The 13,256-nt window shown below is 60.2% G+C and carries 13 protein-coding genes and 4 pseudogenes; 10 read left to right on the top strand and 7 right to left on the bottom strand.

The window, feature by feature from the left end; genetic code table 11:
- Together E1956_RS44255 and E1956_RS44250 are read left to right on the top strand one after the other, a co-directional pair.
- A complete protein-coding gene (locus tag E1956_RS44255; RefSeq protein ID WP_232072490.1) occupies nucleotides 1–1,803 on the top strand; it encodes a serine aminopeptidase domain-containing protein in 1,803 nt (600 codons plus the stop codon).
- A 339-nt stretch (nucleotides 1,804–2,142) separates the two neighbouring features.
- Nucleotides 2,143–2,715 (top strand): DUF6875 domain-containing protein, encoded by a 573-nt coding sequence (locus E1956_RS44250; RefSeq protein WP_134760269.1) that lies wholly within the window; start codon nucleotides 2,143–2,145, stop codon nucleotides 2,713–2,715.
- Between the two features lie 532 nt (nucleotides 2,716–3,247).
- Here E1956_RS44250 and E1956_RS44245 read toward each other — a convergent pair.
- From E1956_RS44245 to E1956_RS47255, 5 genes and pseudogenes are all read right to left on the bottom strand, one after another.
- A complete protein-coding gene (locus E1956_RS44245; RefSeq protein WP_134760267.1) occupies nucleotides 3,248–3,628 on the bottom strand; it encodes a hypothetical protein in 381 nt (126 codons plus the stop codon).
- Between the two features lie 21 nt (nucleotides 3,629–3,649).
- A complete protein-coding gene (locus tag E1956_RS46580) occupies nucleotides 3,650–3,793 on the bottom strand; it encodes a helix-turn-helix domain-containing protein (RefSeq protein WP_167760352.1) in 144 nt (47 codons plus the stop codon).
- Nucleotides 3,794–3,857: 64 nt separating this feature from the next.
- On the bottom strand, nucleotides 3,858–4,196 hold the full coding sequence (locus tag E1956_RS44240) for a type II toxin-antitoxin system RelE/ParE family toxin (protein ID WP_134760265.1): 339 nt from the start codon (nucleotides 4,194–4,196) through the stop codon (nucleotides 3,858–3,860).
- Nucleotides 4,193–4,429 (bottom strand): type II toxin-antitoxin system ParD family antitoxin, encoded by a 237-nt coding sequence (locus E1956_RS44235; RefSeq protein ID WP_134760263.1) that lies wholly within the window; start codon nucleotides 4,427–4,429, stop codon nucleotides 4,193–4,195. The genes E1956_RS44240 and E1956_RS44235 overlap by 4 nt, the downstream gene beginning before the upstream one ends.
- Nucleotides 4,430–4,649: 220 nt before the next feature.
- Nucleotides 4,650–4,918: pseudogene (locus tag E1956_RS47255) on the bottom strand (DDE-type integrase/transposase/recombinase); the annotation flags it as partial.
- A 362-nt stretch (nucleotides 4,919–5,280) separates the two neighbouring features.
- Between E1956_RS47255 and E1956_RS44225 the strand changes: the two are divergent.
- The 4 genes and pseudogenes from E1956_RS44225 to E1956_RS47900 form a co-directional block, all read left to right on the top strand.
- On the top strand, nucleotides 5,281–6,687 hold the full coding sequence (locus E1956_RS44225; RefSeq protein WP_134760881.1) for a purine-cytosine permease family protein: 1,407 nt from the start codon (nucleotides 5,281–5,283) through the stop codon (nucleotides 6,685–6,687).
- A 250-nt stretch (nucleotides 6,688–6,937) separates the two neighbouring features.
- Nucleotides 6,938–7,927: a porin gene (locus E1956_RS44220; protein WP_232072623.1), complete on the top strand. Its 990-nt coding sequence runs from the start codon at nucleotides 6,938–6,940 to the stop codon at nucleotides 7,925–7,927.
- Nucleotides 7,928–7,949: 22 nt separating this feature from the next.
- Nucleotides 7,950–8,051 (top strand): annotated as a pseudogene (locus E1956_RS47250) (IS6 family transposase); the annotation flags it as partial.
- Between the two features lie 172 nt (nucleotides 8,052–8,223).
- Nucleotides 8,224–8,385 (top strand): annotated as a pseudogene (locus tag E1956_RS47900) (ATP-binding protein); the annotation flags it as partial.
- A gap of 66 nt (nucleotides 8,386–8,451) precedes the next feature.
- Here E1956_RS47900 and E1956_RS44210 read toward each other — a convergent pair.
- Nucleotides 8,452–9,833: pseudogene (locus tag E1956_RS44210) on the bottom strand (hypothetical protein).
- Between the two features lie 637 nt (nucleotides 9,834–10,470).
- On the opposite strand from E1956_RS44210, the gene E1956_RS44205 reads away from it, so the two are divergent.
- From E1956_RS44205 to E1956_RS44190, 4 genes are all read left to right on the top strand, one after another.
- Complete coding sequence (locus E1956_RS44205; protein ID WP_134760257.1) at nucleotides 10,471–10,737, top strand: hypothetical protein; 267 nt, start codon at nucleotides 10,471–10,473, stop codon at nucleotides 10,735–10,737.
- Nucleotides 10,738–11,311: 574 nt separating this feature from the next.
- Nucleotides 11,312–11,998 carry a hypothetical protein gene (locus E1956_RS44200; protein WP_134760255.1) on the top strand — a complete coding sequence of 229 codons (687 nt, stop codon included), beginning with the start codon at nucleotides 11,312–11,314 and terminating at the stop codon, nucleotides 11,996–11,998.
- Nucleotides 11,999–12,076: 78 nt separating this feature from the next.
- Nucleotides 12,077–12,352: a hypothetical protein gene (locus E1956_RS44195; protein WP_134760253.1), complete on the top strand. Its 276-nt coding sequence runs from the start codon at nucleotides 12,077–12,079 to the stop codon at nucleotides 12,350–12,352.
- A gap of 13 nt (nucleotides 12,353–12,365) precedes the next feature.
- Nucleotides 12,366–12,680, top strand: a complete 315-nt coding sequence (locus E1956_RS44190) for a hypothetical protein (protein ID WP_134760251.1) — start codon at nucleotides 12,366–12,368, stop codon at nucleotides 12,678–12,680.
- Between the two features lie 110 nt (nucleotides 12,681–12,790).
- On the opposite strand, the gene E1956_RS46575 is transcribed toward E1956_RS44190, so the two are convergent.
- A complete protein-coding gene (locus E1956_RS46575) occupies nucleotides 12,791–12,955 on the bottom strand; it encodes a hypothetical protein (protein WP_167760320.1) in 165 nt (54 codons plus the stop codon).
- Nucleotides 12,956–13,256 lie beyond the last annotated feature (301 nt).

The raw sequence follows: 13,256 nt of genomic DNA, 5'->3' as shown, positions 1-13,256 counted from the left end.
ATGAGGCCAGTTACCTTCGATGGCTGTTATGGGGTGCTGCACCTGCCGGCAAGCGGCAGGGCGACGACGGCTGTCGTGTTGTGCAGTCCCTTCGGCTACGACGCGCTTTGCGTGCATCGCGGCTGGCGCGAACTTGCGGAAAGACTGACGGCAGAAGGCCGGACGTCCGTTCTGCGCTTCGACTATCCGGGAACGGGTGATTCGGAAGGCTATGAGGAAGATCCGCAACGTCTCCGCGCATGGGTCGAAAGCATCAAGGCCGCAGCGCGATATTTGCGCGCGGCTACCGGTGCGACACGCCTGATTCTTTGTGGCTTGCGGCTTGGCGCGCTTCTCGCGGTCGTGGCTGCCGAGGAACTGGGGGATGTGGACAGCGTGGTCCTGATGGCGCCGGTTATAACGGGCAAGCGCTATATCCGGGAGTTGGGCATGCAGCATGAGAGCTGGCTCAAGACGCCCAACGGCCAGACCACGGCACAAGCAGATACCGATGCGCAATCGGTGGGCGCATTTGGATTCCAGTTGCATGCCGACACACTCGACGAATTAGCCGGCGTCGACCTTGCGCGGCGTGCGCGTGTGCCTGCGCGGCGTGTACTGGTGCAGGATGTTTGCAGCAGTTCGGCTTCACGCCACCTGGTGGAGCACTACCATGAGCGGGGTGCGAGCGCGGACGTACAGGTCTTTCCCGAATTCGACAAATTCCTGACCGATCCGCGATCCAGCGTGACGCCTCGACGGGCTTTCGACAGTGTGCTCGAGTGGCTGGGCTATCAGTCCAGCGGGCAGCGAAGGCTTGCGCCGAAATTGCTGCCGCCGGCCGCCGACACACGGATCGATTTTGCACATGGCCACGAGAAACCTGTGGTTTTTGGGGAAGGGCAGTATGCGGGCATCTTCTGCAGGCCGCGCCACGCGAAAAGTTATGCACCCGCCGTACTGATCGTCAATACTGGCGGGGTTCATCGTGTCGGTGACGCGAGGCTTGCCGTGCTGATGGCAAGAAGGCTTGCGGCGCAGGGCATCGCCTCGATGCGCATGGATATGGGGGGGCTCGGAGATAGTCAGCAACACGGGGCGTCCACGACGCTTGAAGACATTTATGCCCGTCATGCAGTCTCGGACGCGCTCGCGGGTGTGGACTGGTTGACGGCGGCCGGATATCAGGGCGTCGTGACGTTTGGCGTCTGCTCAGGCGGCTACGTTAGCATTCACGCGGCATTGGCTCATTCTCGCGTGGTGGGCTGCATGTCGATCAACTTGCCGTTCTTTTTCTGGAACGGCCCGCAAACGAAACCGAATGCGCGGCGTGTCGAATCCAGCCGCGTGTATTGGCGCTCGGTGCGCAGTCCCCGCAAGTGGCTCAGGTTGCTGACCTGGCGGTCAAATGGAAGCGCGATCGCGCTGGAGTTGGCACGCCGCTGGTTCGTGCGCCTGACTTCGCTCGCCAGCAGCCCGATCGACGGGATATCTGGCATCAACCCCTCGACAGACGCCATTGGCAGGCTGCTGATGGACCTCGAGCGCAAGGGCGTGCAGACGTCGCTGGTCTACGGTTCGATCGATGTAGGACTGGATGAACTGGAGAGCCGTTTTGGGCGCAACGGGAGTGCACTTCACAGGCTGACGAACGTCAATGTCAAGGTGCACGAGAAGGTGGATCACTCGCTGTTTTCGCGCAGTGCGCGAGAAACTGTCATGGCTCTTTTCGAGGATTATTTGCGCGGGAGGACGCTTGGCGCCGCGCGTGCTGATGCCCCTGGCGCAGCAAATCTGGGCTCACGCCGGTTGTGCCGGACTTAGGTTCAACGCGGTCTGAGCAGAGCTGCCCAACCACGACAACGCTCAACCTCCGCATCGCAGGCGGGCAGTACCGAGCTGCAACCTGACGGGCTAACGCTGTACGACCGGGTGGCGCGCGTCCTGACACGCGCCACCGGGCGATGCGCGGCCCTGTTTCCAGACGAGTGGATTATTATCATGGTGACTAATGACGCGTACGAGTCTCTCCGCTCGATAGTCGATCGGGAAATCATAGAAATAGAGCGTTCGGCATGTCTGTCGACCGCAATCGAATCCACGTCAGACGAGATTACCCGAAGGCTATTTCAATCGGGTCTCGCATGGATGGAGGGCTTTATCATGGAACCTCATGCCGAATTGGGTCGCCGTGGCGCTGTCTGCCCGTTCGCCAGGGCCGTTCATAACGACGATTCGCTGATCTTCTGTGTGTGGAATGCAAATAATCTGCGATTTAATGATTTTCTGTGCGTATTAAAGAAAATTCCCGAATCCTATTTCAGGCTGCTTGCCCGCATGCACGGGAATTCGAAGCTGTTTTCGATGTGCATATTCGTGCGCGGACTCGAGGAAGAACAATATGGTAGGTATATAGACGGAGCCCATTCCTTGATCAAGCCTGCCTTTATGGAGGCAGGATTGATGCTGGGTGAATTTCATCCTTTGAGCAAGACGAAGGGTGTTCATTCGGAGACGTTCCTGCCGATGCGCAGTAGTCAGCCCGCATTTGTTGTGCGGGCGATGTCTCCTCATGACGCACTGTTTATCGATCGGGCCGATAGCCCCGCCGAAGTCCGTCTTCACGAGCTGATGAATTACCAGCGATGGGTTGGCGACGGTCTGCCGGAGGCGGAAGGTATGAGAATTCATCACCGGATCATGGAGCTCAGGTCGGCGATTGCGATGCAAAGTTGATCGGGCGTGCCTCCGGACGCATGGAGCGCGCTATTGACGAAGCCGGTCGACGTTGCCGATCTGCTTTCAGTTATCAGGTCCTTGCTGACGGGGCCAATTGACTCAGTCAACAGCCACTACGCCCAATAAAAGCGCGTTCGTTCGAGTCCCGGCCAGATACAGATGTCCGACTCGGGGGACATTTGAACTTGGCCACTACAAAATTTGTGAAGTTTGATAATGCGGGACTATGTCAAATTCCGGGTGTAAGACAGTCCGGGTCATATTTGCGACTAACGGTCGGTTCTAGGCCCACCAAGCACCAGATTTCCACGCGCCTGCAACAGCAGGGGCGCGGACAAGTCTGCAATGACAATGGGCCCCTTCGGTGACACATGAAAAGGCCATCGTCACGCCGGTTCTTCCATGGCAGTCCGGTCTTGTAGAAAAATCGTATAACTAATCAATTTAGGCGAGTTCGCGAGCTGACAATGGTCGGGCGGCTTTATTCTTTTGTGGGGCTCCAGTCTCCGCGAACGATATTCGCGGTCCATCAAATGCTCCCGCCGCTGATTGCTTGCCGGACGTCTGCAATGCGGACCTTTACACCGAGCCGCGGGAATCGCACGCTGCGCCCCTTGGGCGATACTTTGACCGCTTTCAGGTCACGCGCGGTCGGCTGGCGATCAAGCGCGGCGAATTGTGGAAACCGGGTGATCGGGATGTGATACCGCACCCCGAGCGCGAATTCGACGCGCAGCTTACCCGCTTTCCTGGTGTAGCGTGCGCCTGCAATCTGCCAGATGTCCGATGCGTTCGGCTGCGTGGTGCGCTGGACGGTCAACTTGTAGCCCATCGCGCCGACGATGCGCGCGATGGTATCGAAGCTGACATGCTTGTCGGTTAATGTCCGCTCGAAGGCCTTGCGCGTCATCCCTGCGCTGCGCGATGTCCCTCACCCCCAATGCCCGCGCAACATTGCCGAGCGCTTGCTGGCACGACGTGGGTTGCCCGCTTCGAACGACTGTGCGAGGTAGCGCTGGATGGCCTCTTCGTCGGTCAGGGAGCGTGCTGCGTCAAACGGTTTTGCTTTCGTCATGGTCTGAAAATGATGAAGCCCGCGATGCCGGATGGCTCGCGGGCTTTGTGCCGTGCAGATGGTGTCAATGGAACCCGCTGTCATCACTCAACAGCCACGCCGGAATATCACGCCTGCCGTTGAGCACGCGCCAGACCTCGACGTGATCCTTGCGCTCAATGTAGAAGATCAGATGCGGGTAGCGATCGAGAGACCATGAGCGCAGGCCCGGTATGTCCAGCTCATACGCATAACGGGGAGAGCCAATGTTGGGGTGTTTGGCGAGATGCGCGTATGCCTCTTCGAGCTCCGCAATGAACCCGAGCGCTGCCTGTTCCGAGCCCTCGTTCACGAGGTAGTGGGTCAGCTCGTCTTCTACGTCCTGCCTGGCCAGTCGGGTCGGGATGACGGGCTTGGCCGTCATTTGCGCGAAGTACGCACGCGGGCGCGCAGCGATTCGAAGTAGTCGGGATCGGCGGGATCCGCGAGGCCCGAAGTCGCTCCCTGCAGGATCATTGCGCGCAGGCGTTTGCGATCCTGATCCTTACGGATAAGTTCTCGGACGTATTCGCTGCTCGTGCCGTAGCCGCACTCGCCGACCTGCTCGTCGACGTATTCCTTCAGCGAATCGGGAAGGGAAATGTTCATCGTGCTCATGCGAACCAGTCTATCAGGCTTTGGCAAAATTTGCCAAGGTCATCTTTCCGGAGATGTTCAGGTATGGCCTGACCGGTTCGAATAGCCTTATCTGACGCAGCTTTCCGGGAAATCGTGCGGGCGGCGATGGACTGTTTCTCCTATCCGCTTCCAGGCCACTTAACGCCTTGTTAAGTGCCACGCGCGGGATGACTGGTCATGACCCGATGCTCTTGCTGAACACCTCCGTCAAGACCGCGTTAGGCGCGTGAAGCTGATCGGTGACGATCTTGCGTGGCAGCGGGCATGAACGACGCGCGCGGCTGAAGAACCGTTCGGCGGCCGCCTTGTCCCGCCGTTTCTGCACCAGGATGCCGAGTTTGGCGCCACGCTCATCAACCGCCGCCATAGCGGATAAGGCTCGCCACACAACGATACAAACACTTCATCAAGATGCCGGGTGATGTCCCGCCTCCGGAGAGCCGCCGTGACTTGACGTGCGAAGCCCGCAAAGTTGTCCATTCAACTTAGATGGGAGATCATTCTGATACGTATTTAAATGTATACATATCATGTGAATAGGTGCCAAAGCATGGCATTGATCAGGTGTTCAAACCTTACGCAAGGCCTTGCGGGGTAATTCCCGATATCACCATAGTTGTCTATACAAGACAATGCATCTGTGGCCTGCCTGCGACTCGTTTCGGTGGGGCGGCCCGTGTCCGTTTTCATTCACTACGCGCCAGGTGACAGGCTGGACGGGTAGCGAAGTACCTCGTGACGTCCGTTCGTCCCTGATCGGAGTGTCATCCGTGAAAAATTCTGGAGCTAGTTCTGTGGTGAGCGATAGAGAGAGTGGTGCCGGCGGCGAGTTGGTCGAGTCCCGGTCGATTGATTTTATTCCTGACTCAGAGCGTCATGGCAGCCTGGCGAGCCAGTTCACGCTTTGGTTGTCAGCGAATTTGCAGATTACGGCAATTGTCACGGGCGCGCTCGCCGTCGTACTGGGCGGCGACGTCTTCTGGTCACTGATCGCACTGTTGATCGGCCAGATGGTCGGCGGGGTGGTGATGGCGCTGCATGGCGCGCAGGGACCGCAGCTTGGACTTCCGCAGATGATCTCGAGCCGCGTGCAGTTCGGCGTCTATGGCGCGATGATTCCCATCGTTCTGGTCTGCCTGATGTATGTCGGCTTCTCGGCCAGCGGCACCGTGCTGGCCGGTCAGGCCGTTGCACAGCTGCTCAACGTGGACGACGCGGCCGGTATTACGATCTTTGCAGTCATCATCGTGATCCTGACAATCCTCGGCTATCGCACCATCCACTTCATCGGGCGCATTGCGAGCATAATCGGCGTTGCCGCGTTCGCGTTCATGTTCTCGACGCTCTTTGCGCACCACGACGTGGGCACGCTGCTCGCCAACCGGCACTTCTCGATCGCGAGCTTCCTGCTCTCGATGTCGCTGTCGGCCTCGTGGCAGATCGCCTTCGGCCCCTACGTAGCCGACTACTCGCGTTACCTGCCGCGCTCCACATCGTCGGTCGGCACGTTCTTCGCCGTGGGTCTCGGGTCGGTGATCGGCGCGCACGCATCGATGGTGTTCGGCGTGTTCGCCGCGGCACTGGCGGGATCGCAGTTCGCGCATCACGAGGTGTCGTTCATCGTCGGCCTTGGGTCGTCCGGCGCGGTTGCCGCGCTGCTGTACTTCAGCATTGCGTTCGGAAAGGTGACGGTGACGACGCTCAACGCCTACGGCAGCTTCATGTCGATGGCGACGATCGTGAGCGGCTTTCGCGGCCAACGCACCATGTCCACGCGCCATCGCCTGCTCTACATCCTCGCGATGGTGGCCGCTTCGACCGCGCTCGCGCTGATCGGGCGTCATTCGTTCCTGAAGGAGTTCACGGCGTTCATTCTTTTCTTGCTCGCGTTCTTTACTCCGTGGAGTGCGATTAACCTCGTCGACTACTACTGCTTCACGAAATCGCGCTACGACGTCCCGGCACTCACGGACCCGAGCGGACGCTACGGCCGCTGGAACGTCATGGCCATTACGGTGTACGTGGTCGGCGTGCTCGTCCAGATGCCCTTCATTTCGACGAGCTTCTATACCGGTCCGCTTGTCGACGACCTGGGCGGAACGGACATCTCGTGGATTCTCGGCCTCGTGGTGCCGGCTGTGCTCTACTACGTCTGCGCCCGCGCCTCGGCACGCATCATTCCCGAACGCCTCATTCTCCCTGCCGACGTGCAGGAGCTGCGCAAACAGGCACACTGACTGTCGCCGGCATGCCGATCGGGCAGGAGCCCCTCCACCAGGCCTTGCCCGCCCGATCCGGTTGACCGAACGTCGAGCACTGGTTCTAGCTCTGGTGCTTGACGTTCGTTTTTTCCTTTTATGGAAAGTCAAAATCAGTAAAGCGATTTTTCACTATAAAGTTAAATAGGACTACAAATATATGAATCGCATCGGAAATTTCATGGAATCGTCACGTCGTGCCGCGGGGCTCAAGGCGGGCTGTGCGACCATGCTGGCACTGGCATCGCACGGCGCCTTCGCGCAGGACGGGGTTACGCTATATGGTTTGATCGACGAGTTCGCACAGTATGTGAACACGGGTAACGGCTATACGGCCGCACTGGGCTCGAACGGGCAATGGGGGAGTCGCTTCGGGGTGAAGGGTTCGGAAGACATCGGCGGAGGCCAGAAGATCGTCTTCGACCTCGAAAACGGCTTCAACCCGACCGACGGCAGCGTCGACAACGCGGGCTCGATGTTCAACCGCCAAGCCTGGGTCGGCATCTCGGGCGCGTGGGGGCAGGTGAGAGCGGGCCGCCAGAATTCGCCGCTGTTCTACGATCAGAGCGGGCAGGACGCATTCGGCGGGGTCACGCAGGCCTCCGGCATGGACAACCTGACGATCTTCGCATTTCGCACGAGCAACACGATCTCGTACATGAGCCCCGAAGTCGCCGGCTTCCAAGGTGGGATCTATCTGGGCTTCGGCGACGCCGGGGGGCTTCGCTCGGCGGGTTCAAGCCAGCAGGTCGACCTCACCTGGGAGCACGGACCGTTCGCTGCCTTCGTGGCGGGGCAATGGCTCAAGAATGCGCCCGCCACGACGACCGACCGCACGATCATGGCCGGAGCGTCGTACACGATCGGGAAGACGACCCTCTATGGCGGCTACTCGGGCGTCAAGTGGACCGACATCGATATCCATACGGACGTCTACGGGCTTTCCGCGAAGTATCAGTTCAACGCGGCCAACAGCCTGTCCGTCGGCTATGCCTACGCCCACGACAAGACCTCGCAGGGCAACAACGCGGACCAGGTGGGCCTGATGTACGAGTACGACCTGTCGAAGCGGACCAACTTCTACGGCGCGCTCTCTTTCCTGCGCAACCGCAACGAGGCTAGCTACACGCTGGCCGGCGCGGCCAACCCGGGCTTGCCGCTCGCGTATCCTGGCGCCGACGCGCGTGGGGTGCAGCTCGGTATCGTCCACCGGTTCTAAACGCCGGAGCGCCCGGTGTGCGCAGGCCCATCGGACAATCAAGCGACGGATGCGGCCCACGCTGCGATTCAAGACTTTTCGCTGGACCCGGATCCTGCTGGCGGGCGTCGAATTGAATGAAATGAACGCGTCCGTGCGCCGGTCAAAACCGGCAAGCCGTTGTGAATGAAAGAGTCATACGTTGAAGGTCTGGCCAGCCACGACGGCCTCGAGTCATGCGTGTGCGTCCGTAAGGACGCAGGCGAAGCGTTGGCAGAGGTACGCATGGGCCAGGTATCGAGCTGCGAAATCCATTCGCCGCCATCGACCGGCTCGTGTACCACTCGACGATCTTCGAGATGGACGTCAAAAGCTACCGTCGTCGCACAGCCAGCGACAAATAGAACAACCGGGGCCGACAGTCATCCAGCGACAAACATCAACAAGGCGTGACAACCATGACCGGCCGTGCTGCTTGAGCCCCGGGCTACCTCGATGCGCTTGATGCCTCGTCGCGCGAGGGGGCCTGGCACGCTACCACTGACTCACAACAGGACCGCTTGCTGCAAAAGCTCCAGCGCTTTCAACTCGTCCAGGCGACCGGTGCGTGCTTTCCCTGCCAGCGTCTTGAGCAAGGCTTCTGCTATCGGTTCAATACCGTGAAGGTTGCCCAGGCTGGTCACCGAAGCGAAGGGGAGCGCTACCGGGTTTCGCGGCGGTATTGCGCAGGCGGGGACCGACTCCAGGGTTGCCGGTATGGCTGGCGGTGTCTCGCCATGACTTTCTTCAGGTGAGTGACCGGCAAGCTCGCCGGGAAGATCACTTGCATGAACTTGCGGGCTGACGACGATCGTCTCTTTCTCTCCTGCGCCATACGCCGACACAGGTGAGGGGTTTTCCGGATCGCCCAGGGCGCCCGCCCGTGCATGCTCCGTGTGCGCCGTTGAATCGGCGGGCTTCCCTGGTGCGCCATCGTTTGTTACGGGCGCAAGCGGCTCGTGTTGTTGAGCCGAAACGCGACCACGCGGAGCAGGGGCGAGCATACGCGATACCGACTCCGGAATCTCGGCTTCGGCGCGTGGGGTGTCCAGCCAGTTGGCAAACCAAGCCGCTCCGTGAACCGGCTTGCTTCGACAGTGTCCAGGCGTTTCTTGCCATGTAGCCGATGGGCCATGTTGGATCCACTCATCGCCATGACCACACCCAGTCTTGCTTTCGATCCGTTGCGACTCGTGAGAACGTGAAGGTTGGCGCGCCGGATGTTTTCTACCTCGGCGCTATCGTTGAGTGCCAGCGGTTGCTGCTGGGTCGTTTCAGGCGACGTCTTGTCCTTCGATGGCGAAGCTTTTCGCGGCGCTTGAGGTTTGGTCTGTTCCGCCGTTTCGCTCCGACGATTCTTGAGGGCCCTGGGCGACCCGCCCGTTGCATTCTTCGGCATTTGCGCTTCCTCGGACAAACTATCTTCAAAAAGGGGTTGTTGGCCGACGTCCAGGGCAGAAGCCGGCATGGGTGCTTCCGACTCTACGTCTGCTCCGTCGTCCGATTGAATGAGGTCGAGCGGTGACTTCAGACGAGCGATCGTCTCGGCCGAGAGCCCGGGATTGGGCTGGTCAAAAAAGCCCTGCGGTAACCCGAGCGTGGTTTCCATATGAAAGGCGGTCTCTGGCGTGAACCGCTCGCCCGTCAGGAGTTCGGCCACGCGCGTCATGCTGGATTCAAGCGCTATCGCGATATTCTCCGCGCCAACTGCATCGACCAGAAACTGAAACGATCGTGTTTTGAAAATGGAGGCAGTCTGGGTGGCGTCCCGGGGAGGCACCTTCACATACGGTTGTCTCTGCCGGTTGGGTGGAGATTGCTTTTCGTGGCGAGGTTGGCGTTGGCCGCTGTCCCGGGATCCCGCATATCGCCCGCGGGTTTGACTCATAAAGTAGGGCTCCATGCGATCGTTGATATGCTTTGAATTATAGACGTAGGCGATGTTGGCATTTGATGCGCCAGCGGCTCCATGGGACGAAAATGTACGCCTGAATGAACGTGGTAGACACTTTAAAATACTGGTACAGCGTGAACTGGCATGGACACGGCGGCGGCGAAATGAAGTCCCGCAGGGGTTTCGCGTATACCGCTCACCGAGCGGGTCGTGACGCCTGAAAGCGCAAAGCTTGAGGTACCTGAACATTGGACGCGAGCGAGAGCGAAAGAGCGGCGGAAGCATGAGGTACATGACACGGTTTGCTGACACCAGGGGCACGCGTACTGATTCCGACCTGCGTGAAGCAACGGGTTCCTGGTTGGGGCATAACGTAATATTCAGCCCCGGCTCTGAAACCGTGATTCTCGACAGATCAGTTGCCGTGGCTACTGTACTTGCCGAGGCGATCAAGGGGAAACGAGCCAGGCGACTCGCGGACGAGCATAATAAACCGGTCGTGAAGGGACTCAATGATGAACCTTCTCAATGCAACAGCAAAGCAGGTATTCCAATACATACATGACGCTGAAGGCGCTGCAGTGAATCGCGTGTCTCCAGCATGCGTGTTCATCGCGCAACCCCGATAGTCATGATCCCGTTTCTCGCCAGCCTTCCACGCAGGCCAGTACTCGCCTACCTTTCGCCGGCTGTCCTGCTGGCCTTGATCCTGGTGCGCCTGGGGTGTGCCAATTTCGCGTTTGCGATGAATGCCTTCCCGGGCACCGCGGCGCATGGGCTGCACCTTTTTGTCGGCATTTTCATGGGCGCGCGGCGGGTTCGCCTCTCGTTGCGGCCACGCCGCGCGCGTGACGGCAGCCATGTTTCCGACGTGGTGGAATTCGGGAGCCTGCGGTAGTGGAATGCGGCGCCGGCAAGCCTGGCTCCGCTGGTCGCCTTGCTGCGCGTGCCCAATGGATTCCTGTTGTCATCCTGAGACGTATTGAGCTGGCTCTCGCTCGGACAAATTCCGGCATCAGCCTGGCCGTCGAGGGTGGACTGGCAGCGCTCCCTGCGATCCTGGCCGTTTGCGCTCGTCGTAGCGACTGCGCTGCTGGTGCACGTTCTTCCGTATTAACCAGCGACATGGGCAGCCTTGTGCTGCTCAAAGTGCGCCGCAGAGATCGCCGCAGAGATCGCGAGCCGTCCGGTCGATGCCGCAGCTACAGGTTGAACATTGAACACGGCGCGCTTAGAATCGCGCCCAATTCATACGAGAACAGTGATATGGCGGGCGCTGGCTTCAGCTCGCGATAGCGACGGCGGGGTGGACGAGGGGGCCACTACGTGTTCATCTTGCCGGCCGGGGTCGACTTCAGGGATGCCCCGTCTGGACATCGCCTGAAGCTGAGCGGCCGATGATTGTGGTCGCGCCCGAGCCACTTCGCTGTTCCAGGACTGAGGTCAAGATTATCGATTTAACGAGGAAGCCCATGGAAGACATGACGCCCGCTCAGGTCCAAGAGGCCGTACCGCAAGACCCTGGCGCCGGGAAGCTGGACGATCCGACCGTCCTCCCGGCGCTCGACGCGGTGACGCAGCTGTCACACGCAAGAGCGGCGCGCATCATGGAGCGCTGCGGCTACGAGATTACCGGCTACACGCTCACGCACAAAGGCGGTACACGAAAGGCAATCGTCGATGGCGCGGTGGTGCGCTGGTTTCCGGATGCCAACGACTTTGCGCGGCTCATGGCCTGGCAGGAGCCCATTGGATCCGGCACGCCGCCCGAAGCGGCGATTGGCGATCCGTTGCTCACAGTCGACACTCGCGCAGCCACGCCAGCACCCGCGCCGTCGGCACCCGTGGGAAGGCCGGTGCTGGCTGCTGGCCCGTCAGTGCGACTGGTCGCGACGGTCGAAGAGGCGCTGGGCATGCTGGCAGCCGAACTCGGATGCGTGCACAACGACACCGTGCCGCATAACGCGGGCTGGTTCGTACCCGGCCAGCCGACCGCCTTCGCCAGTGCGCTGGACGCGATCAAGGCGCTCTTCGTGAATCTCAAGGCGGGCGGCACCCTGTACGTCCCACAGTTGTCGAAGAAGGAACCGATGAGCGCCGAACCCGAGGAAACACCTGCGAAACAGGCTGTCCACCATGAACAGGCAGCACTGTTCTAGTTCGGAGTCTGACGGGAGAGCGAGCGCAAAGGAGCTGCCTTCGGCGGCTGGTGAATGGCAGAGACACGGAAAACGGGAATGAGCAACACTGAACTGAGTGAGCTGGGGCGCACCTTGTTTATTGCGGCTGCGCTCCGTGGCTATCGACTGCAGCGGCTGCCGGATGGTTATTACGGCATGTTCCCGCGCAATGCCGACGCGCTCGAGCTGATGGCCAGCGGGCTGACATACAAGGACGTGGCGAATCGCTGCGGCGCGTATGGAACGACGACCCCAAAAGCGGCAGCCGAGCGCGACGGTCTGGCTTGGCCGGACACCCATGAAGCATTTCTCGTCCTGGCGGGATCTGTTTAACGGAAATAATCCTATGGACGACGAACTTACGACGAAAATCGGCCTCGTGGCCGGGAAACTGGTTCAGCAGGTGATGGAGTGCGGTCTGACGTGGGACGAGGCAGTTGCAGCTTTCGGTCTGGCCGCGAAGGCCAGCGCCGAGGCGGCAGCAAGTGCTGGCAACGGCGAGGATTGCATCGAGCTCGCGCGGCGGCGGCTCGAGGAGGCCTTCGCACAGGAGGTGCGAGTCACCATCTCTGAAGCCGGCTCTGAGACGACTAGCGCGGAGGTTGAAGACAACCCGCTCCTTGCGACGGCGCATCGTCGTCACGCAGCCAAGCTCCACTGACCCGGAGGCGATCGCAGGAAATCCGCGAGCGCCTGAAACGCAACGGCGCACGCATCGCGACGAACGGCGATGGCGGGCCCGTGAGGAAGAACGACGGCTACGGCCAGCGCTTACTGCGCGGCGCGTCCTTCCTGCGACGAACCGCTGGTCACGCCGCCCACGGCGCTGTTTTGTGCCGCGACGCGAGCTACTGCAGCCTGCATGTCCGCAGGATATACGTTGGGGTTCGAACGCGCCGGGTTGTAGCCGGCCTTTTCGAACCCCGGCAGGTCCATCTCACTATCGGCACACCCGTTCCCAATGGTGGTGATGCCAAACACGGTAACAGTGATGCCAGTGGTGGCCGTAATAGTCAGCGGAGGCTGGAATGGCAACTACCAGGCCTGTCATGGCGATCACAACACTCAGGGCGATTTTTTTCATGGCTCTGCTCCAGTGGATGGTTTGCTATCGAACAGCACACACCGTACCTGGTTCGCTTTCGCACACGAGTGCGGTAGGTCGTGGCGTTGACGACCCTGTGCAATAAACGTCACTAACGGTCGTCTTCGAAATCCCGCTTGAATGCCGGCTTCA

Source organism: Paraburkholderia pallida (assembly GCF_004524855.1).
In the GTDB taxonomy this organism is placed as follows: domain Bacteria; phylum Pseudomonadota; class Gammaproteobacteria; order Burkholderiales; family Burkholderiaceae; genus Paraburkholderia; species Paraburkholderia oxyphila.
This window is presented reverse-complemented; position numbering and strand designations above follow the sequence as displayed.